At 73.7% G+C, this 19,691-nt stretch carries 22 protein-coding genes; 13 read left to right on the forward strand and 9 right to left on the reverse strand.

Features of this window, described 5'->3' with window-relative positions:
- Nucleotides 1-42: 42 nt before the first annotated feature.
- Together OHA72_RS32375 and OHA72_RS32380 are read left to right on the forward strand one after the other, a co-directional pair.
- Entirely contained in the window at nucleotides 43-3,156 is a 3,114-nt protein-coding gene (locus tag OHA72_RS32375) for a sensor histidine kinase (RefSeq protein ID WP_326999818.1), read from the forward strand.
- Nucleotides 3,141-3,782 (forward strand): response regulator transcription factor, encoded by a 642-nt coding sequence (locus tag OHA72_RS32380; protein ID WP_326999819.1) that lies wholly within the window; start codon nucleotides 3,141-3,143, stop codon nucleotides 3,780-3,782. Before OHA72_RS32375 ends, OHA72_RS32380 begins: the two co-directional genes overlap by 16 nt.
- Here OHA72_RS32380 and OHA72_RS32385 read toward each other — a convergent pair.
- Nucleotides 3,764-4,087 carry a hypothetical protein gene (locus tag OHA72_RS32385; protein ID WP_326999820.1) on the reverse strand — a complete coding sequence of 108 codons (324 nt, stop codon included), beginning with the start codon at nucleotides 4,085-4,087 and terminating at the stop codon, nucleotides 3,764-3,766. The two genes, OHA72_RS32380 and OHA72_RS32385, sit on opposite strands and share 19 nt — an antisense overlap.
- 196 nt (nucleotides 4,088-4,283) lie before the next feature.
- Between OHA72_RS32385 and OHA72_RS32390 the strand changes: the two genes are divergently transcribed.
- Genes OHA72_RS32390 through OHA72_RS32410 form a run of 5 tightly spaced genes read left to right on the forward strand, consistent with a single transcriptional unit; the run spans nucleotide 4,284 to nucleotide 6,484 of the window.
- Nucleotides 4,284-4,733: a YbaB/EbfC family nucleoid-associated protein gene (locus tag OHA72_RS32390; RefSeq protein ID WP_326999821.1), complete on the forward strand. Its 450-nt coding sequence runs from the start codon at nucleotides 4,284-4,286 to the stop codon at nucleotides 4,731-4,733.
- 3 nt (nucleotides 4,734-4,736) lie between these two features.
- Nucleotides 4,737-5,060, forward strand: a complete 324-nt coding sequence (locus tag OHA72_RS32395; protein ID WP_326999822.1) for a hypothetical protein — start codon at nucleotides 4,737-4,739, stop codon at nucleotides 5,058-5,060.
- A 2-nt stretch (nucleotides 5,061-5,062) separates the two neighbouring features.
- Entirely contained in the window at nucleotides 5,063-5,557 is a 495-nt protein-coding gene (locus OHA72_RS32400; RefSeq protein ID WP_326999823.1) for a WXG100-like domain-containing protein, read from the forward strand.
- Complete coding sequence (locus OHA72_RS32405; protein ID WP_326999824.1) at nucleotides 5,550-6,056, forward strand: YwqJ-related putative deaminase; 507 nt, start codon at nucleotides 5,550-5,552, stop codon at nucleotides 6,054-6,056. Before OHA72_RS32400 ends, OHA72_RS32405 begins: the two co-directional genes overlap by 8 nt.
- Entirely contained in the window at nucleotides 6,053-6,484 is a 432-nt protein-coding gene (locus OHA72_RS32410) for an SUKH-3 domain-containing protein (RefSeq protein WP_326999825.1), read from the forward strand. The genes OHA72_RS32405 and OHA72_RS32410 overlap by 4 nt, the downstream gene beginning before the upstream one ends.
- Here the strand turns inward: OHA72_RS32410 and OHA72_RS32415 are convergent.
- Entirely contained in the window at nucleotides 6,411-7,358 is a 948-nt protein-coding gene (locus OHA72_RS32415) for an NmrA/HSCARG family protein (protein ID WP_326999826.1), read from the reverse strand. The genes OHA72_RS32410 and OHA72_RS32415 overlap by 74 nt on opposite strands.
- An 87-nt stretch (nucleotides 7,359-7,445) precedes the next feature.
- On the opposite strand from OHA72_RS32415, the gene OHA72_RS32420 reads away from it, so the two are divergent.
- Nucleotides 7,446-8,021: a TetR/AcrR family transcriptional regulator gene (locus OHA72_RS32420; RefSeq protein WP_326999827.1), complete on the forward strand. Its 576-nt coding sequence runs from the start codon at nucleotides 7,446-7,448 to the stop codon at nucleotides 8,019-8,021.
- 18 nt (nucleotides 8,022-8,039) lie between these two features.
- Here OHA72_RS32420 and OHA72_RS32425 read toward each other — a convergent pair whose 3' ends face one another.
- A complete protein-coding gene (locus OHA72_RS32425; RefSeq protein WP_326999828.1) occupies nucleotides 8,040-11,168 on the reverse strand; it encodes a GH92 family glycosyl hydrolase in 3,129 nt (1,042 codons plus the stop codon).
- Between the two features lie 169 nt (nucleotides 11,169-11,337).
- Between OHA72_RS32425 and OHA72_RS32430 the strand changes: the two genes are divergently transcribed.
- A complete protein-coding gene (locus OHA72_RS32430; RefSeq protein ID WP_326999829.1) occupies nucleotides 11,338-12,519 on the forward strand; it encodes a zinc-dependent alcohol dehydrogenase in 1,182 nt (393 codons plus the stop codon).
- 1 nt (nucleotide 12,520) lies between these two features.
- Here OHA72_RS32430 and OHA72_RS32435 read toward each other — a convergent pair whose 3' ends face one another.
- The gene (locus OHA72_RS32435) at nucleotides 12,521-12,967 is read right to left on the reverse strand and encodes a GntR family transcriptional regulator (RefSeq protein ID WP_326999830.1); all 447 of its coding nucleotides are present in this window, start codon (nucleotides 12,965-12,967) and stop codon (nucleotides 12,521-12,523) included.
- A gap of 86 nt (nucleotides 12,968-13,053) precedes the next feature.
- On the opposite strand from OHA72_RS32435, the gene OHA72_RS32440 reads away from it, so the two are divergent.
- From OHA72_RS32440 to OHA72_RS32455, 4 genes are read left to right on the forward strand one after another with little or no spacing between them, the layout of a single operon-like run.
- Nucleotides 13,054-14,505, forward strand: coding sequence for a tetratricopeptide repeat protein (locus OHA72_RS32440; protein WP_326999832.1), 1,452 nt, complete (start codon nucleotides 13,054-13,056; stop codon nucleotides 14,503-14,505).
- A gap of 55 nt (nucleotides 14,506-14,560) precedes the next feature.
- On the forward strand, nucleotides 14,561-15,094 hold the full coding sequence (locus OHA72_RS32445; protein ID WP_326999833.1) for a SigE family RNA polymerase sigma factor: 534 nt from the start codon (nucleotides 14,561-14,563) through the stop codon (nucleotides 15,092-15,094).
- Between the two features lie 5 nt (nucleotides 15,095-15,099).
- On the forward strand, nucleotides 15,100-16,410 hold the full coding sequence (locus tag OHA72_RS32450; RefSeq protein ID WP_326999834.1) for a sialidase family protein: 1,311 nt from the start codon (nucleotides 15,100-15,102) through the stop codon (nucleotides 16,408-16,410).
- A gap of 49 nt (nucleotides 16,411-16,459) precedes the next feature.
- The gene (locus OHA72_RS32455; protein WP_326999835.1) at nucleotides 16,460-17,194 is read left to right on the forward strand and encodes a YqjF family protein; all 735 of its coding nucleotides are present in this window, start codon (nucleotides 16,460-16,462) and stop codon (nucleotides 17,192-17,194) included.
- On the opposite strand, the gene OHA72_RS32460 is transcribed toward OHA72_RS32455, so the two are convergent.
- From OHA72_RS32460 to OHA72_RS32480, 5 genes are read right to left on the reverse strand one after another with little or no spacing between them, the layout of a single operon-like run.
- The gene (locus OHA72_RS32460; RefSeq protein ID WP_326999836.1) at nucleotides 17,163-17,426 is read right to left on the reverse strand and encodes a hypothetical protein; all 264 of its coding nucleotides are present in this window, start codon (nucleotides 17,424-17,426) and stop codon (nucleotides 17,163-17,165) included. The two genes, OHA72_RS32455 and OHA72_RS32460, sit on opposite strands and share 32 nt — an antisense overlap.
- Nucleotides 17,427-17,456: 30 nt before the next feature.
- A complete protein-coding gene (locus tag OHA72_RS32465) occupies nucleotides 17,457-18,029 on the reverse strand; it encodes a DMT family protein (RefSeq protein ID WP_326999837.1) in 573 nt (190 codons plus the stop codon).
- Nucleotides 17,978-18,295: a hypothetical protein gene (locus OHA72_RS32470; RefSeq protein WP_326999838.1), complete on the reverse strand. Its 318-nt coding sequence runs from the start codon at nucleotides 18,293-18,295 to the stop codon at nucleotides 17,978-17,980. The genes OHA72_RS32465 and OHA72_RS32470 overlap by 52 nt, the downstream gene beginning before the upstream one ends.
- Before the next feature lie 56 nt (nucleotides 18,296-18,351).
- Nucleotides 18,352-18,735 carry a PPOX class F420-dependent oxidoreductase gene (locus OHA72_RS32475; protein ID WP_326999839.1) on the reverse strand — a complete coding sequence of 128 codons (384 nt, stop codon included), beginning with the start codon at nucleotides 18,733-18,735 and terminating at the stop codon, nucleotides 18,352-18,354.
- Nucleotides 18,732-19,688: a hypothetical protein gene (locus OHA72_RS32480; RefSeq protein WP_326999840.1), complete on the reverse strand. Its 957-nt coding sequence runs from the start codon at nucleotides 19,686-19,688 to the stop codon at nucleotides 18,732-18,734. Before OHA72_RS32480 ends, OHA72_RS32475 begins: the two co-directional genes overlap by 4 nt.
- Between the last annotated feature and the right edge of the window lie 3 nt (nucleotides 19,689-19,691).

Raw genomic sequence — 19,691 nt, forward strand, 5'->3', positions numbered from 1 at the left:
CACGGATGCGCCGATCACCGCTGGTCCGCCAAGATGATGGACGTGAGCGCACCCGGGCGGCTGAGACCGGCCGCCGTGCTGCCGGCGGCCGTGTTCGCGGTCGCTGTCGCGCTGCAGCTGGCGGTCGCGGTGACCCCAGGACTGCCGGAGCCCGCGGCGACGCTGCTGCTGACCGCGCTGCTCCCGGCGGTGCCGGTGACGATCGGGCTCCTGGTGAGCCTGCGGGCGCCGGCCGTGCCCGTCGGCCCGGCGGTGACGTGGGTCGGCACCGCCCCGGCCGTGGTGTTCGCGCTGGAGCGGTGGGCCGGCACCGTGCAGAGCCGCCACCCGTGGCCCGGCGCGCACGTCGTGCATCTGGTCCAGCTCGGCGCCTGGGTGTGGCTGGTCGTCGGCTTCGCCGCCCTGTGCCTGGTGTTCCCCGACGGGCTGCTGCCGGGCCGGCGGTGGCGGGTCATCGCCTGGTGGGTGGCGCTCAGCGCCGTCGGCCTGTATGTCCTCGCGGGCTTCGGCCGCCACGGCGACCTGGCGGCGCTGCCGGCCTGGCTGCAGCTGGTGCTGGAGGTCGCCGGGTTCGGCGCGTTCCTCGGCGCACTGCTGTCCACGGTCGCGTCGCTGGTGGTGCGCTGGCGCCACGGCGACGAACTGGTCCGCCGCCAACTGCGCTGGCTGCTGCTGGGCGCCGGGTCCGTGCCGGTGCTCCTCGCCGCCGGCTGGGTCGCGGAGGCGGCAGGGGCGTCGGTCGGCGTGGCGTACACCGCCTTCATCGTCGTGATGCTCGTCGCGGTGCCGGCCTCGGTCGCCGTCGCGGTGCTGCGCCACGAGCTGTTCGACGTCGACCGTCTCCTCGGCGCATCGCTCGCGTGGCTGCTGACGTCGCTGATCTCAGCGGCCGTGTTCGCCGCCGTGACAACAGCGGCCGGCGACGTCCTCGGCCGCGGCAGCCGCCTCGGCGTCGCCGGCGCGGCCCTCGTCACGGCACTGCTCCTGCTGCCGTTGCAGCGCCGGCTCAACACGGTCGTGGGGCGGGTCGTGGACCGCGAGCGGCACGTGCTGACCGCCCGCCTGCTGCGCTTCGTCCGCCAGGTCCGCGACGGCGAGGCCGAGCCGGAGCAGGCCGAGGAGGTGCTGCGCGCCGCGCTCGGCGACCCGGGCCTGCGCCTGCTGCTCCGCCTACCGGGCACCGACGGCCTCGTCGACCTCACCGGCACCCCGGCGAACCTGGCGAACCTGGCGAACCCAGCAGACCTGGCGAGCCCGGCGGATCTGGCGAGCCCGGCGAGCCCGGTGAACCTGGCGAGCCCGGTGAACCTGGCGAGCCCGGTGAACCTGGCGAACCTGGCGAACCCAGTGGATCTGGCGAGCCCGGCGGATCTGGCGAGCCCGGCGGATCTGGCGAGCCCGGCGAGGATGGCGGACCTGGCGAAGCCGGCGTGGGCGGCGGGCATGACAGGGCCTGCGGAGTCGGCCGGGCTGGCGGTGGCGGCCGGGGCAACAGTGCCAGCGGTGGCAGGGGCAGCAGAGCCAGCGGGTTCGGAGGCGGCAGGGCCGGCAGCGGCGGGAGCAGCAGGGCTTTCAGGGGCGGCGGGGGCTGCGGAGTCACCAGAGGTGGCCGGAGTGGCAAGGCCTTCACAGGCGGATGCAGCGCGGTCGGTGGGGGTGGTGGGGTCGTCAGGGGCGGTGACGGGGGCTGCGGAGCCAGCGGGGGTGGTGGGAGCGGCAGGGCCTTCAAAGACGGCGGGGGCCGCGCAGCCAGCGGGGGTGGCATGGTCGGCGGAGCCAGCGGGCGGGGCGGGGTCGTCAACGGCGACGGGGTCAGTGGGGTCAGCACGGTCGGCTGAGCTAGCGGGCGGGGCGAGGTCGTCAGCGGTGGTGGGGTCCGCGGACCGAGCAGGGGTGCCAGGGTCGTCGGGGGCAGCGTGGTCGGTGGAGCCTGTGGGGGAGGCGGGGTCGTCGACAGCGGCGGTGGCCGTGGAGCTGGCGGGGTCGCCGGGGTCACCGGGGGCAGCGTGGTCGGGGGAGCCAGCGGGCGGGGCGGGGTCGTCAGCGGTGGTGGGGTCTGCGGAACTGGCAGGGGTGGCGGGGTCGTCAACGGTGGAGGTGGTCGCAGAGCTGGCGGGAGCAGCGTGGTCGGGGGAGCCAGCGGGCGGGGCGGGGTCGTCAGCGGTGGTGGGGTCTGCGGAGCTGGCAGGGGTGGCGGGGTCGGCAGAGTCCGTGGGGGAGGCGGAGTCGTCAACGGTGGAGGTGGCCGCAGAGCTGGCGGGGGCAGCGTGGTCGGGGGAGCCGGCTGGCGGGGCGGGGTCGTCAGCAGTGGTGGGGTCTGCGGAGCTGGCAGGGGCCGCGGGGTCGGAAGGGGCTGCGGGGGCGGCAGGACCGGCGGGGGCGGTGGGTGGGCGGGCGGTGATTCCGTTGACTGCGGGTGGTGCCGATGCGGGTGTGATCGTGCTGGGGATCGTGTCGCCGCGGCGGTTGCGGCGTGGGCGGGAGGCGGCCCGGCACATCCGGCTCGCCATTGAGGTGAGTCGGCTGCGGCTTGAGTTGCGCATGGCGTTGCGGGACGTGCGGGACAGCCGGGCGCGGCTGGTCGAGGCGGCGGCCGGGGAGCGGCGGCGGCTTGAGCGGGACCTGCACGACGGGGCGCAGCAGCAGCTGGTTGCCGTCGGTATGCGGTTGCGGTCGTTGCAGCGGCGGCTGCCGGCGTACGGGGCCGAGCAGGGTGAGCTGGACCTGGCCGTGGAGGCGCTGGAGGCGACCGTCGGGGAGCTGCGGCGGCTGGCCAACGGGGTGCGGCCAGGGCGGCTCGACGACGGCATGTCGGCGGCGCTGCGGGCGCTGGTCGCGGACGCCCCGTTGCCGGTGCGGTTGAGCGTGCAGGACGTCGAGCTGCCGGAGGTGGTGGCGACGACGGTGTACTTCGTGGTGGCCGAGGCGTACGCCAACGCGCTCAAGCACTCCGGTGCCGGCACGGTCCGCATCGACGTGGGACCGGACGGTGCCGGGGCGGTCCGGGTCCGGGTCGTCGACGACGGGGTGGGCGGCGCCGCCGACCTGGTCTCGGTCAGGGACCGGGTGGCGTCCGTCGGCGGGGGAGTGACGGTGCACAGCCCGCCCGGCGGCGGGACCCAGATGGAGGTGACGGTGCCGTGCGCATCGTCGTAGCCGATGACTCGGTGCTGTTCCGGGAGGGGCTGGTCCGGTTCCTGGCCGAGGACGGCCACGAGGTGGTCGCCGCCGTCGGGGACGTGGCCGGGTTGGAGGACGCCGTCGCCGGCCACGAACCGGACCTGGCCGTCATCGACGTGCGGATGCCGCCGGGGATGCGCGACGACGGTGCCCAGGCCGCCCGGCGGCTGCGGGCCGAACGGCCGGCGCTGCCGATGCTGCTGCTGTCCCAGCACATCGAGATCCGCCACGCCGTGCGGCTGGTGTCGGCCGGTGGGTTCGGGTACCTGCTGAAGGACAGGGTGCTGCGGGTCGACGACTTCCTCGACGCGGTGCGCCGGGTCGCGGCCGGTGGCTCCGCCCTCGACCCGGAGGTCGTCGCCGCGCTGCTGCGGCCGGAGGCGCACGCGGGTGCCCTCGGCAGGCTCACCGGCCGGGAGCGCGACGTCCTGGCGCTGGTCGCGGAGGGGCGCTCGAACGCGGCCGTCGCGGCACGGCTGGGGCTCGCCGAGCGGACCGTGGAGACGCACATGCGCAGCATCTTCCAGCGGTTGCGCATCGACGACGGCGGCGACGGGCACCGCCGGGTCCTGGCGGTGCTGGCCTACCTGGCGGCCGGCTGAGGCCCCGCCGCGTCGGGCATGGTCAGGCGCACGGTGGTGCTGGCCAGGAACGAGTCCTTGAGCCGGTCGGGCTCGTGCAGCCGGTCGGGCTCGCGCAGCCGGTCGGGCTCGCGCAGCCGGTCGGCGGTGTGCCCGGCGGTGCGGGCGTAGCGGTGCACCTCGAGGTGCGCGGCCGCGTGCCGGGCCAGTGACCGCAGGGCCCGGCGTTGCTGCAGCAGCATCGGCGTGCCCGCGTCGAAACCCTCGCGGTCGACCTCGGGGTGATCGTCGCATCGCGGGCCGTCGGGGCCGGTGGAACGCCGCAACCCCTAGGCTAGTTTCCTAGGACGCCGTACCGGACGTGGCCGGGCTCACCCCCGAAACGGCGCCGAGCGGTACGGTCCAAACGGACGAACCGGACGTGGCCGGGCTCACCCCCGAAACGGCGCCGAGCGGTACGGTCCAAACGGACGAACCTGGCAGAATCGGCGCCGCGAAACCAGGCTCGGAGGAAGGCGACAGATGGCGACGGAGGACCTTGCGGGTCTGCTCGACTCGGTGCAGCGGCTGCTCGGCAAGACCCAGGGCGAGACTCAGGGTGAGACTCAGGGCGAGACCCGACCGGCGGGCGAGGACCCGCCCGGCGGGCGGCCGGCGCTGCAGGGGACCGGTACCTCACCGAACGGATTGATCACCGCGGTCGCCGCGCTCGGCGGCAGGATCGAGTCGGTCGCCGTGGACCCCAGAGGCCTGCGACTGGACAGCCGGACGCTCGGCGAGGAGGTCGCCGCCGCCGTCAACGCGGCGCTGGACGACCTGCGGGCGCAGGCGAAGCTGGCCCCGGAGGCCGTCGACCTGGCGGCGCTGCACACCGAGCTGACCCAGGTGCGTGACGAGTCCGCCCGGCAGTTCACCTCGTTCCTGGCGTCGATCTCGGCCGCCCAGGAACGCGTCACCGCGGACCGGCGGTAGCCCGTGGATCTGCGTATCTCCGTCGAGAGCCTGCGCACCGCCGGCACCGGCCTGCAGGCGGCCGGCGGCCGTTTCGCGACCGCGCTGGAGCAGTTCCGGGTCGAGCTGGCCGGCCATGGCGAGCCGTGGGGCACCGACGACATCGGCTCGCTCATCGGCGCCGCGCACGCCGAGGTGTCCGACTTCGCCTTCGAGTGCTACGCCGACGCCCGTGACGAGGTCATCGCCAGCGGGGAGGACCTGGTCGGCATGGCCGAGCGGTATGAGCTGCTGGAGCAGGACAACCTGGCGTTGATGACCGCCATGGACCCGAAGTCGGGGGTCTGAGCGTGGGGCTGCAGTTGCCGGGGGAGCTGCGCACGGTGCTGTCGTTCATCGGGTACGAGTGGCCCGAGGCCGATGAGCAGAAGCTGTTCGAGATGGGCCAGGTGTGGACCCGGTTCGCCGGGACCATCCAGCACAGCATCGCCGAGGCCGACCCGGTCGCGGAGAAGGTCTGGACGGACAACGTCGGCGCCGACATCACCGCGTTCCGGGCGTCGTGGCAGCACGAGGACGGCCCGTCGGAGGCGTTGCACGACGGCGCGACCGCGGCCCAGCTCGCCGGGCTGGGGCTGATGGTGTGCGGGCTGATCGTGCTGGCGTTGAAGGTCGCGGTCATCATCCAGCTGGTGATCCTCGCGATCGAGATCGCCCAGGCGATCGCCACGTCGGAGCTGACCTTCGGCGCGTCACTGCTGGAGATCCCGGTGTTTCAGCAGCTCACCCGGACCGTCGTCAGCAATCTGCTGATGGAGGCGCTGTTCATGCTCGCCGATGGCTAGCGGCCGGGGGAAGGCCAGCGGCAAGCTGATCCGGGCGGCGCTGCGGTCCCTGCGCAAGACGAAGAAGCGCCGCCGCGGGAATCCGGACGCGGTGCCGACGCGCCGGGCGGCGCCGCCGCGGCAGGCGTCGCACGCGGCGCGCCGCGAGGCGGATCGGGCGCAGGCGGGCGGCCGCACCAACGGCACCGCCGAGGCGGTCACGACCGCGGACGGCCGGCACACGGTGTCGACGCAGAGCGGCGCCGGGTATCCGCTGCACCGCCGGGTCGAGGGGACGATCAACACGATGCCGCCCGGTCAGCGGGCCGACTGGCACGGTGAGTGCGCGTTGCCGCAGGCGCTGTCGCGGATGCTGGACCGGGGCATCGACCCGACCGGTGGTGCGGTGGGCTCGGCGCGGATCCGTGCGCCGGGCCACCGGATGCACGGCACGCAGATCCCGCCGTGCCCGAGCTGTGCGCCGCTGATGAGAGAGTTCAACCTGAGGGAGGCGATGTGAGCGGGGACTGGTCGCGGTTGGTGTACACGGCGATGCAGAACGCCGGCTGGCACGACGGGCGGCGGGTGAGCACGGCGGCGTGGGTCGACGCGTTGCGGCCCAGCGGGTTCGTGCCGCATGCGGCGGCGGAGGCGTTCCTGCTGGAGTTCGGCGGGTTGTCGGTGGACTCCCGCGGCGAGGGCCGGGACGTGGCGAAGATGTCGTTCGACCTGGACCCGACCCTGGCCGAGGGGCAGAAGGGCTGGTTCGAGAGCCTGGAGGGCGGCACCGCGGGCGGGTTCTACCCGATCGGTGAGGAGCGCGACGGCAACGCGAGTCTCGTCATCGACGCGGACGGGATCGTGTATCTGCTGTTCAACCAGCGGCGGGTGCCGCTCGGCCCGGGACGTCAGGCCCTGGCCCGGCTGATCGAGGGTGTCCGGGACTGAGCCGGGCGGTGAAGAGGGCCGCGCCGCCGCGGGTGAGCCAGGTGTCGAGGTCCATCAGGCCGGGGTGCAGTTTGCGCAGGGCGGGGATGTCGGCCTGCCAGCCGCCGAAGGAGCCGCCGCGCTGGACGTTGTCGACGTTGATGCCCTGCGCGGCGAGGGCCTCGCGGGACACGGGGGCGACGGCGAGGTCCAGGCCGGTGGCGCGGGCGATGGCGGCGGCGAGTTCCTCGCGGGTGACCTCGTCGCCGGCGAGTTCCAGGGCGAGGCCGAGGTAGGTCGCGGGGTCGGCGAACGCGAGGGCGGCGAAGGCGCCGATGTCCTCGACGGCGATGAGCTGGACGCGGGCGCCTGGGGCGATCATCCGGATGAGGGCGGTTGGGCTGGTGACGCCGTACTTCGCCGATGCGTGGTTCTCCATGAACATCACCGGGCGCAGGAACGTGGCGGGCAGGGCGAGTGCGCGGATGTGCTGCTCGATCTCCCATTTGGTGTTCCAGTGGGTGATGCCGCTGCCGCGTTCGACGCCGCCGACGGAGGTGTAGACGAGGTGGCGGACGCCGGCGGCGTGGGCGGCGTCGGCGACGTTGACGCCGAAGCGGACCTCGTCGGTGTCGAAGTGGGGTGCGTCGTAGGCGGGCTGGACGCTGAAGACGCCGTGGGCGCCGGCGAAGGCGGCGTCGAGGGAGGCGCGGTCGCCCATGTCGCCGGTGACGAGCTCGGCGCCGGCGTGGGCGAGGTCGCGGGCAGCGGGGGTGTCCGGGTCGCGGACGAGGGCGCGGACGTGCCAGTCCTCGCCGCCGGTGAGCAGGTGGCGGGTGGTGGCGCCGCCCTGCTGGCCGGTGGCGCCGGTGACGACGATGGTGCGTTCGGGCATGGTTCCCCCTTGGTACGCTCTCTTGCGGAGCACTGCTCCGAAAATACGGAGCGGTGCTCCGGATTGTCAACGGTGAGGGGGAGCCGCATGGCCGGGACCGTCCGGGTCGACGCGCGCCGCAACCACGATCTGCTCCTGGCCGCCGCCCGCGAGGCGTTCGCGGCGCACGGCACCGACGCCTCGCTGCGGGACATCGCGCGGCAGGCCGGGGTCGGGATCGGCACGCTGTACCGGCACTTCCCGACCCGGGAGGCGCTGCTGGAGGCGTTGCTGCGCAGCCGCTTCGACGCGCTGCGGGACCGGGCCGGGGAGCTGTCGGCGGCCGCCGCGCCGGGCGAGGCGCTGCTGGAGTGGCTGAGCGAGCTGGCCGCGGGTTCGGTGACCTACCGGGGGCTGCCGGAGTCGGTGATGGCCGCGCTGCGCGACGAGCAGTCGCAGCTGCACGCGTCGTGCGCGGGCATGCGCGCGGCGGGCGGGCGGCTGCTGGAGCGGGCGCAGGAGGCGGGCGAGGTGCGCGGCGACGTGACGGCGGCGCAGCTGCTGGCGCTCGCGGCCGGGCTGGCGTGGGCGGGCGAGCAGTCGGCGGACCCGCAGGACATGGTCCGTAATCTGCTGTCGATCGCGGCGCACGGGTTGACCAGGACGGCGGCGGCCGCCACCTGAGTGACGGCCGCCGGTCGGTCAGCTGTACGCCTCGAACTCGTAGATGCGCGCGGCGGTGTTGGTGTTCTGGGTCGGGGTGATGACGTTCATGCGGATGTAGCGGGCGTTGACGTTGGTCGTCGTCGTGGTGACGTTGGCGGTGTTGGCGCGGACCTGGGCGGCGGTCGTCCAGGTGCTGCCGTCGGTGGAGGTCTGCAGGTCGTAGTCGCGGGTGTTCCAGGCCGCGTCCTCGCCGCCGGCGCCGGCGTGCCGGACGACCAGCGATCCGATGTGGACGGTGCTGCCGAGGTCGACCTGCAGGAACTTGTTCGTGCCCAGCGAGCACCACTTGTCGGTGTTGCCGCCGGAGACGCTGCCGTTGACCGCCTTGTCGGGGCCTTCGGTGCTGGCGCAGGAGGAGTCCGCGGTGGCCGGGCGCCCGAGGGCGAGGTTGCCGCTCGGGGTGCCGCCGCCGTACACCTCGAACTCGTAGATGCGAGCGGCGGTGTTGCCGTCGTTGGCGGGGGTGCCGATGTCGACCTTCACATAGCGTGCCGTGCGCGCGGTGATCTGGTGCAGGGTGCGGCTGGAACGGTTGCCGGTGACGGACACGGCCTGGGTCCAGGTGGTGCCGTCGGTGGAGGTGGAGATGGTGAACGCGCCGGTGTTCCAGCCGGTCGACTCGCCGCCGAGGCCCGCGTGCTTGAGCACGAACGAGCTGACGGTCTGGTTGGAGCCGAGGTCGACCTGCAGGAAGCGCGGGGCGGTGCCGGAGCAGAACTTGCTGTTGTTGGCGAGGCTGCCGTCGACGGCCTTCGCCGGCGTCTCGGTGGTGCCGCACGCGGCGGAGCCGGTCGCGGTCTTGTTCAGCGCCAGGTTGGTGCCCAGCGCGGGCGCGGCCGGCGGTTGCGTGGCGCCGTCGGTGAAGGACGGCGGGACGTTGCCGGCGCCGGTGCCCCAGGCCGACTCGCTGCCGCCCATCGTGTACTGCAGGGTGCCGCCGGCGGCGAGGTCGGGGTAGCGCAGGTAGTTGTTCGCCACGGCGGAGCCGTTGAGTGTGAGGCCTTGGACGAAGGCGCTGGAGGAGCTGCCGCCGTTGATCTGGATGTTGCCGGCGGCGCGCTGGATGAGCACCGACGGGAACGTGGGACCGTGGATGGCGAGGGTGTCCGCGCCCGGGGTGACCGGGTACATGCCCATCGCGGACCAGACGTACCAGGCGGACGTGGCGCCGAGGTCGTCGTTGCCGGGCAGGCCGCCGGCGCCGGTGGTGAAGGACTCGTTCATGACGCGGCGCACGGCGAGGCTGGTCTTGCCGGGGCGCTGCGCGAAGTTGTACGCCCACGGCACGTTGTGCTCGGGCTCGTTGCCGATGTAGAAGTACGGCCGCGACAGCCCGCCGTTGAGCTCGGTGAAGTGGTGGTCGAGGCGCTGCACCGCGGTCTGCGGGCCGCCCATGAGCGAGATCAGCGCGGCGAAGTTCTGCGGGACCATCCACGTGTACTGCGAGGCGTTGCCCTCGGTGTAGGGGCTCTCCTGCGCCGGGTTCAGCGGCCACGGCCAGGAGCCGTCGCTGTTACGGGGGTGGATGTAGGCGGACTCGGCGTTGTAGGAGCTGCGCCAGTACTGGGCGCGGGTCATCGCCGAGTTGTAGGTGGCGGTGTCGCCGACGGAGCGGGCGAACTGGGCGACGGCGAAGTCCGACGCGGAGTACTCCAGGGCGTCGGAGGGGGCGTTGGGGATGAAGTGGTTCGCCTCGTAGGTGGCCTCCCGGCCGCGGATCGGGGAGCCCTGCATGAGCCCGCCGGCGATGGCGTTCTTCATCAGTTGCAGCGCGGCGGCGGTGTCGAAGGCGCGGGCACCGAACGCGTAGGCGCTGCCCACGATGATGGGGCCGGGATCGCCGGTCATCACGAAGTCCTCGTTGATCTGCTGCGACCACTTGGGCAGCAGGCCGCCCTGCTGGCCGTCCAGGACCATCGACTTCATGATGTCGCTGGCGACGTCGGGGGCGATGAACGCGATCAGCGCGGCCCACGAGCGGTAGATGTCCCAGCCGGAGTAGTTCTGGTAGACCGGGTGGGACGCGGAGTGCACGGCGTTGTCGAAGCCGCGGTACTGGCCGTTGACGTCGCTGGCGACGTTCGGGTTCTGCATCACGTGGTAGAGCGCGGTGTAGAACTTCTGCAGTTCCGTGGCGGTGCCGCCGGTCGCCTGAACCCGGTTGAGTGCGGCGTTCCAGGCGGTGTTGGCGTTGGCCCGCACGGTGTCGAAGGCGCCGGTCTCGGCGTTGAGGTTCGCGGTGGCGTTGGCCACGCTCACGAACGACAGGGCGACGGTGGCGTTGACGGTACGGTTGCTGCTGGTGTCCCAGGTGATGACGGCACCCGTGTTGACGCCACTGGTGCTGGTGGAGCCGTTGCTGATCGTGCCGCCGTTCCACGTGCCGACCGAGGACGGTGCCCGGTCGAAGCGGATCGAGTAGTAGATCTGGTAGGTCTTGCTGGAGCCGCAGAAGCCGCCGGCGGTGACGCTGCCGGTGACATTGCTGCCGGAGATGCTCACCGAGCCGCTGCGGTTGCCGGTCGCCGAGCGGCTGGTGTTGATGAGCAGCCGGGCGGTGGTGGTGTTGGGGTAGGTCAGGCGCAGCGCGCCGGTGCGGGTGGTGGCGGACAGTTCGGCGTCGACGCCGTACTTGTCGAGGCGGTTCTTGTAGTAGCCGGCGGACGCGGCCTCGTTGGTCTTGGTGTACGCCGAGGCGTAGCTGGTCCACGCGGTGCCGGGCGAGGAGCCGAGCGCGCCGGTGACCGGCAGCAGGCCGAGGTCCTCGTTGTTGGCGCAGCCGGCCCCGTTGAAGTGGGTGAGGCTGAACTCCTCGATCGTGCGGTCCCGGTCGCGGTAGCCGGACGGCGACGCGGTCGGGGTGTCGGGGCTGAACTGGGTCATGCCGAAGGGCACGGTGGCGCCGGGGAACGTGCTGCCACCGGCACCGCCGCCGACAGGGTTGGGGGAGTTGCTGTCGTCGGTGCCGATCAGCGGGTTCACGTATTGGGTCAGGTTGAGGTCGGCGGCCTGTGCGGGTGGTGCCTGCGCGAGCGCGACGAAGGCGCTGCCCAACAGGGCGGCGCCCGCGCCGGCGAGCAGTCGGACCGTGCGGGATCGGGACATGGGTGGTCTCCCGTTCGTGGCGGTGAGGACGGGAGAGCGCTCTCGATGCATTCATAGCGGCTGATCGACGTTCGGTCAAGATTTAGCAGAACTGTCTTCCGCTCCGGCCGTTGTTTCCGGGCCTGGCCCCCGGGTAGCGGCAGGGTGAGGCAAGACGGAGGAGGGCCTGGTGAAAGCAGTGGTGTGGCACGGCAAGCGGGACGTCCGGGTGGACACCGTCCCGGACCCGGTCATTCAGGAACCGAACGACATCGTCATCCGGGTCACGTCGTCCGGGATCTGCGGGTCGGACCTGCACCTGTATGAGGTGCTCGGCCCGTTCATGAGCGAGGGCGACATCCTCGGCCACGAGCCGATGGGGATCGTGGAGGAGGTCGGCGCCGACATCGCGCACCTCAGGCGCGGTGACCGGGTCGTCATCCCGTTCAACATCTCCTGCGGGCACTGCCTGATGTGCGCGCAGGGGCTCATGACGCAGTGCGAGACCACGCAGGTGCGCGCCGAGGGCAAGGGCGCGGCGCTGTTCGGCTACACCAGGCTGTACGGGCAGGTCCCCGGCGGGCAGGCGGAGTTCCTGCGGGTGCCGCAGGCGCAGTTCGGGCCGATCAAGGTCCCCGACGGGCCGCCGGACGACCGGTTCGTGTACCTGTCCGACGTGCTGCCGACGGCGTGGCAGGCGGTCGAGTACGCCGCCGTCCCCGAGCGCGGCACCCTGGCGGTGCTCGGCCTCGGCCCGATCGGTGACATGGCCACGCGGGTGGCGAAGCACCGGGGGCTGCGGGTGATCGGCGTCGACCTGGTCGCGGAGCGTCTCGACCGGGCCCGCGCCAACGGTGTCGAGGTGATCGACCTGACCCAGGTCGACGACGTCGCCGACGCGATCCGTGACCTGACCGACGGCCGGGGCGCCGACTCGGTGATCGACGCCGTCGGCATGGAGGCGCACGGGTCGCCGGCCGGGAAGCTCGCCCAGACCGTCGCCGGGTTCCTGCCGGACGCCGCCGCCGCGAAGCTCATCGAGAAGGCAGGCGTCGACCGCCTCGCGGCCCTGCACCTCGCCATCGACGCGGTCCGCCGCGGCGGCACGGTCTCGCTGTCCGGCGTGTACGGCGGTACCGCGGACCCGCTGCCGATGATGGTGCTGTTCGACAAGCAGATCCAGCTGCGGATGGGTCAGGCGAACGTGAAGCGGTGGGTGCCGCAGATCCTGCCGCTGCTGACCGGCGACGCCGACCCGCTCGGGGTGGAGTCGTTCGCGACGCACCGGCTGCCGATCGACGAGGCCCCGCAGGCGTACCAGAACTTCCAGCAGAAGAAGGACGGCACCGTCAAGGTCCTGCTCCAGCCCTGACCTACGCCACGTCCATGATCCTGGTCGCGGCGCCGGCGAGGCCCTCCGGGTTGAGGACCTCGACGCGGTCGGCGAGGAACACCTCGACGCGGCCGGAGCGGTCGTGGACCTCGACCAGGGGGACGCCGCGGTCGATGCCCATGGCGAAGCGTTCCGACGTGGTGGGCATGCGGCAGGTGAGGCGGCTGCCGCGGCCCATCACCACGGTCGAGCGGGCGGGGCGCTCCCGCACCGTCGACGGGGCGCCGCGCCGGGACGTGACGAGGCCCTCCTCGCGCAGGATCGCCACGGCGCGGCGGACGGTGGTGAGGCTGACGGTGTACCGGTCGCAGAGCTCACGCTCGCTCGGCAGGGGATGTCCGGCCGGATAGGTGCCCCGGTTGATCTCGTCGCGCAGGAGATCCGCGATCTGGTGGTACACGGCCGGCACGTGTCGCTGCACATTCACGACCTCCACTCTACCGTTCTGTGGCCATAAGGCAACATGCGCCACGGGGCGGTGCGGTGCCCGCGGGCGCACTAGACTCCGGCGCCGTGACAGCCCCGATCGACATTGCGGTCTCCCTCATGCGTGAGGGTCGTTTCGGCGACGCCGAAGCCGTCATGCAGCGCGAGGTCCGCGCGGCCACCGTGCGGCACGGCCACGGCAGCGCCGCCTGGGCGTCGGCGCAGTGCGACCTCGGCAACATCCTGCTCAACTGCGACCAGATCGAGCGGGCGATCGAGTGCTACCGCCACGCGACGTCGGTGCCGGCGCACGACGTCAAGGAGCACCTGACGTACCGGCTCAACCTCGGCCTCGCGCTGCGGCTGGCGGGCCGCCTGGACGACGCCGAGGCGGAGCTGCGGCGCGGCGCGGAGGACCGCCGGGCGTTCTACGGCCGCGAGCACGCCGGGTACGCGTTCGGCCTCGAACCCCTCGCCGACGTGCTGCTGCAGCGCGGCAACGTCCGGGAGGCGCGCGACGTCATCGAGGAGGTCGTGCGCAACCTGTGGCAGAACGGCCACGAGCACGTCGCGTCGGCGCTGGCGTTGCGGGCCGAGGTCGTGCACGCCGCCGGCACCGGCGAGCCGCTGTTCCACGGTGTGGAGCAGCTGCCGGAGGACACCGCGGCGCAGCTGGTGAACGAGGTCCTGCACCGCCAGGGCGTGGCCGACCCGGCGGCGCACCGGGCCGTCCTCGCCGCGCTCGCCGCCGCCCTGCAGGTGCGCCTCGGCGCCGACCATCCCGCCACCCTCAACGTGCTCGCCGCCCTCGCCAACGCCGGGCGGGACCTCGGCGACCAGAGTGGCCGCATCGACGCGATCCGGCAGGTCCTCTCCTCCCACGACCGGCAGGGCCGGGCCGAGGACGCGCTGAGCGCGGAGCTGGGGCTGGCGCTCGCGTTCAACGACACCGGCGACGCGAAGGCCGCGTTGCGCACGTACGAGTCGGCGTACACGAGGGCGCAGCGCATCGGCCGTCCCGAGCTGACCAGCCTGGTGCTGCGCAACTGGGGGCTGGCGCTGAGCGAGGCCGGGCAGCCGGCCGCGGCCGAGCGGTGCCTCGCCGACGCGGTCACCGAGGCGCACCGCGGCGCCGACTTCGAGATCCTCGGCCGGGCCGGTGTCGCCCTCGGCATCTTCCTGCAGCACCAGTCGCGGCTGGAGGAGGCGCGCAAGGCACTGCAGGACGGCCTGGCCGCTCTGGCGCCGGTGCACCCGGACGCGATTGCCGGGCGCGGGCACCTCGGCGCGGTGGAGGAGGGCCGCACCTGCGGGTGCGGTGACACGCCGCGCGTGATCGCGGAGGCGTTCCGCGACTTCGTCACCCGCCGGCTGCCGCAGGACCTCCTGGAGCGCTTCGACGTGACGATCGCCGACGGCGACTTCAAGATGGACGTTCACCTGCGCCGCGAACCGACCCAGGACGAGCTGGAGCACCTCAACGGCGTGGTCCAGTCCGCGCTCGCGGAGTTCCGCCACCGGTTGAAGGAGCAGTACTAGCCGGGCCGTGCAACCGATCCGGCCACCGGCGCGCACCTAGAGGCAGGGAGGTGCGATGCCGAGCGGAGAGACCGAAGAGCAGCGCCAGTTCCGCGAGTACTTCACGGCACGCCGTGATGCGGTACGCCGCACGGCGTACCTGTTGTGCGGGGACTGGTACTGGGCCGACGACCTGGCCCAGGCGGCGTTCATGCGGCTGGCGGTGAGCTGGCGCAAGGTCCGCGACAAGGAGGCGCTGGACGGGTTCGTGCGCACCTGCCTGGTGCGGGCCTACCTCGCCGACGTGCGCCGGGTGTGGCGCAGGCGCGAGCGCAGCGTCGCCGAGCCGCCCGACGTCACCGGGCACGCAGGCGCGTCGGAGGCGACGCCGGGCCGGATGGCGTTCACCGCGGCGCTGCGCCGGCTGCCGCCACGGCAGCGGGCGGCGCTGGTGTGCCGGTACTACCAGGACCTCGACGTCGCGGCGACCGCGGCGGTGCTGGGGTGTTCACAAGGGACGGTGAAGAGCCAGACGGCGCGGGGCCTGGCCAGGCTGCGGGAGCTGCTCGAGGCCGACGGCGAGCTGACGATGGTGGAGGGCCTGCGATGAATCAGATGCGAGCACGGTTCGACGAGGCGGCCGACGTCGACGCCCCACCCAGCCGGCTGTCCGCCGACGGGGTCTACGCCGCGGCGTTCCAGCGGCGCCGCCGCCGCGCGACCGCCTGGACGGTCTGCGGGACCGCGGTCGTCGCGCTCGTCGCCGGCCTCGGCACCGGCCTGCTGGGGGCGCCGTCGGGCACCCCGGCACCGGCACAGTCCGCCGAGGGGCGCCCGCCGGGGGTCCGGGACGGTTCGATCGTCACGATCGCCGCGGCCGACGCCGAGCACCTGTACGCCGGGGTCTGGGGCTGCACCGGCAGCGGCGGCGCGGCACAGTGCACGCTCAACCTGGTCGGCTCCGACGACGGCGGGCGGACCTGGACGGTGCGGATGCGCAACTTCGACGGCGACCTGTACGCGCCGGCGACGGGATCGCTGCTGCGGATCCTGGAGAAGGACAACGACGACCCGCAAGGCCCGAAGCTGCTGCACGTGCCGTGGGTCAGCCGTGACGGCGGCCGGACCTGGGTCGAGCTGCGCGCCGGCGCCGGCACGATGCCGCAGGTCCCGGCGGGCGGCTGGATCCAGTGTGCGGCCCCGCAGCGCCTCGGCGACCCCTGCGTCCTGATCGGGGCGGACCCGGTCAACGCCCGTTCGGCGCCGCTGGCCACCCAGCCCGACCTGGACGTCGACGGGATCGTCGGCGCGTACGCCGATGGCAGGCTCTGGGTCACCGGCCGGGAGCGCACCGGCGAGCACCGCCCCGCCGTGGCCGTCAGCCGCGACGGTGGCCGCAGCTGGTCGGCGCACGTGTTCACCCGCGCCGAGACGGGCGAGTCGCCCTCGGATCAGTACTCGTTCGTGCGGCCGGCCAGCACCGACGGCGTCACCGGGTACACGATCATCTCCACGCCGGACCCGACCGACAGCACCGGTGTGGGCCCGACGACCCGGGCCACCGCCGGGATCAAGACCCTCGTCTTCCGCACCGGCGACGGCGGGCTGACGTGGCAGGCGGTGCACCCGAGCCAGACGCTGCCGCGCAGGTACTACCAGGACGCCGACGCGTACGTCGCCGCCGACGGCAGCCACGTCGTGCTGACCAGCGACAACCCGCCGTACACGTGGTACACCAGCACCGACGGGGGCAACAGCTACCATCCGGCGAACCAGCCCGGCCTGGGTGGTGCGCTGCTGCACAAGGACGGCGCGCGGGTCCTGGCCGCCGGGCCGGGCGCGTACCTGGCGTTCGACGACGAGGCGCTGTACCAGTCGGCCGACGGGCTGCGCTGGACCCGCAGCGTGATCCGGCCGCAGGGCTGAGCGTCGCATGCGGCACGGGCAGCGGTGGCCCGTGCCGCATGATGGTGTGGTGCGAGTCGAGGACGTGACCCCGGAGACGCTGCGCCCGGTGCGCCGCTCGATGCTCGTGCAGCGCTGGCACGACCTCGCGTTCCTGCACTGGGCGGTGCCACCGGACACGGTCGCGCCGTTCCTGCCGGCCGGCACCGTCCCCGACACCCTCGACGGGGTCAGCTACGTCGGCCTGATCGGCTTCCGGATGGTGCGGCTCGGCCTGTTCAGCGGGCCGGGCCTGCCGTATCTGGGCACGTTCTGCGAGACCAACGTGCGGCTGTACAGCGTCGACGGCGAGGGCCGCCGCGCCGTGGTGTTCCTGTCGCTGGACGCCGAACGGCTGCTGCCGGTCCTCACCGCGCAGGCGTCGCTGCGCCTGCCGTACAAGTGGGCCAGGATGCGCCTGACGAAGGACGGCGACGTGGTGCGGTACACCAGCCGCCGCCGCTGGCCGGGCCCCCGCCCCGCGGTGAACGCCATGGCGGTGCGTGTCGGCGCGCCGGTCACCGAGCCGACGCCGCTGGAGCACTTCGTCACCGCTCGCTGGGGCCTGCACACCCGCGCCTGGGGCCGCACCCTGCACCTGCCCAACGAGCACCCACGGTGGCCGTTGCACCGTGCCGACCTGCTCGACCTCGACGACACCCTGGTCACCGCCGCCGGCCTCCCGGCCCCGGCCGGCGCCCCGGCGAGCGTGCTGTTCTCACCCGGCGTCGGCGTCACCTTCGGCGCCCCGTCCACCCTGCGGTGACCGGCTGGGAGCGGCTGTTCAGCGCGTACGGCCCGGCGACCGGGACCGGCCGGCTGCTGGAGGCGCTGCGCCGCGGCGACGCGCAGGGGCCGGACCCGTACACCCACCTGTGGTCGGCGTTGTACTGCACCGGCCGGCTCACCCCGGCCACGGTGCCGGCGTTGCGGCTGCTCGCCGGGTTCGTCACGGAGCCGGGCTGCTCGCGTACCACCTGGGGGAGTGCGCCGTCCACGCCGACCCGCTGCGGCGGGCGCCGGGGGCGTCACCCCTGCCTCGACAGGCGGAACGTGCCGGCGACGACGACGGCCAGGCACACCGCGAACAGCGCCAGGTCCGCCCGGGAGTGCGGGATGTCCTCGTGCAGCAGCACCGCGCCGAGCACGACGGCGGTGATCGGGTTGGCGGTCAGGTCCGCGGGGTAGCCGGCGCCGATCCCGTCGTGCTGGAACGACACCTGCAGCAGCGCGATCCCGGCGACCGCGGACGGCACCAGGACCGCGACCGCGAGGACCACGTCAGGGTGCAGCAGCGCGCGGCCCGCCTGCTCGTGCCAGGCGGCGCCGATCGCGTCGAGCAGGACCGCGGCCAGTGCCGCGCAGACGCCGGCGACGAGTCCGTACACGATGGCGGTCGTTCTCGGCGGGCGCCGTCCCGTGGCCGCGATCGCCGCGGCGGCGAGGGCCGCGACGGTGACGCCCGCGGCGAGGACGTGGCCGGCGCCGAGCCGGTCCGCGTCGCCGGGGTCGCCGATCACGGTGAAGAAGCCGGCCAGCCCGGCGATGATCAGGGCGCACGAGCGCAGCGCGGCGGTCGGCGGGGACCGCCGAGCCGCCACGCGACGACCAGCGACACCGGCAGGGCCAGGACGAGGCACGGCTGGACGAGCACGACCGGGCCGGTCGCCAGGGCCGTCACGTGCAGCGCGACCGCCGTGGCGTCCAGGGCGAGGCCCGCCAGCCAGCGGCGGTTGCGGGCCAGCCGCAGCACCCGGCGCAGGCCGCGCCCGGCCGGGTCCGCGCAGGCCGCCCGGTGCTCGACCGCGGTGGCCGCCCCGTACGCGCAGGCCGCCAGGACCGCGCACGGCACCGCCACCACCAGCATCCGACCACCCCCGGATCACCGTGCCACGGGCGACCCTGCGGTGCGCGACGTTCGGCTCAAAGGGTGACGACGATGCCGATGCTGTCGGTGGTGCGCCGCAGCAGCCGGTTCGCGAGGTAGCCGATGCGCGCCGAGATGTACCGGCGGGCGATCGCCGCCCGGATCCGGGCGACGCCCTCCGGGTCCTCGACGATGCGGGCGGTCCCCTCGAACGACGGCGCCCCGTCCGGCACCCGCCCGCGGATGTCGCTCGGGGCGAGCACGACCCGGCCGCTGTTGCGCAGCCGCTTCACCTTGCCCGAGCCGGGTTCGGTGACGATCACCACCTCCCCGCCGTCGATCGCGTGCCACACGGCCGTCGCCACCGGGCGGCCGTCCTTGCGGAAGGTGGTGAGGCTGACCTGTTTGCGCCGGCCGAGGATGTCGAGGCTGCTGCTCATCGCTCCACGGTAGGCCGCAGCCACGGCTCCACGCGCAGCAGGTCGAACCCGATGGCGCGCAGCTGCTCGAACAGCTTCGGGGTGAGCATCATGAGCTCCACGGTGAACACGTCGTCGCCGCCGACGGACCAGATGCCGCTGGCCGGGTCGGACATCAGCGGGTCGAGCCCGGCGCTGACCTGATCGCGCAGCTGCTCCTGGCGGGCGATGGACGGGCGGCCGGGTGCGGAGACGACGCACAGGTTGCCGTCGAACAGCTTGCGCAGCTGCTCCTCCTCCTTCGCCACGTCGCCGGCGACGACCTCGACGACGGTCACCTCGGTCGGCTGCGGGCCGGTCGTGACGCCGGTCGGCGGGCCGTCGGGATACGCGACCCGCAGCGGCCGGAACTGGTCGGGGTGCCGCTCGTAGATGTAGTCGTGCATGGCGTTGCTGTCGGCGCCGCCGCCGGGCTTCCAGCCGCCTTTCGGGGTGGCGCACGGCACGCTGTCGTCCATCGCGGGCTGCGCGGCGGCGACGGGCGGGCCCTGCGTGGTCACATGCAGCACGCCGGCCTTCCATGTGCCGCGGAGCCGGGCCTGCCCGACGGTGACGCCCTTGACGACCGTGGCGTCGGCGAGCTTCGCCGCGTCGACGCCGGTGACGTCGACGCCGGTCGCGCACTGCGGCGGCGCGTCGTCGACGCGGCCGATCGCCGGGACCGGGGCCGGTGCGCAGAACCGGGCCGGCTTGCCCGGTGCGGCGATGACCCGCCCGCTCGCCTCGACGACGTCGCCGTCGTCGACGACCAGCGCCGCCGGGTCCGCGGCGCCCGTTGCGACCGGCGGGGCCGGCGCCTGCTTCGGGGCACCCGGGGAACGGTTGACCACCAGGACCACCGCGACCAGTGCGACGAGGGTGCCGATCCCTGCCGCGGCGACCGCCGGCCAACGCCCGCGTCCATTGTTCGTCATGCT

Source organism: Dactylosporangium sp. NBC_01737, from assembly GCF_035963215.1.
Lineage (GTDB): Bacteria > Actinomycetota > Actinomycetes > Mycobacteriales > Micromonosporaceae > Dactylosporangium.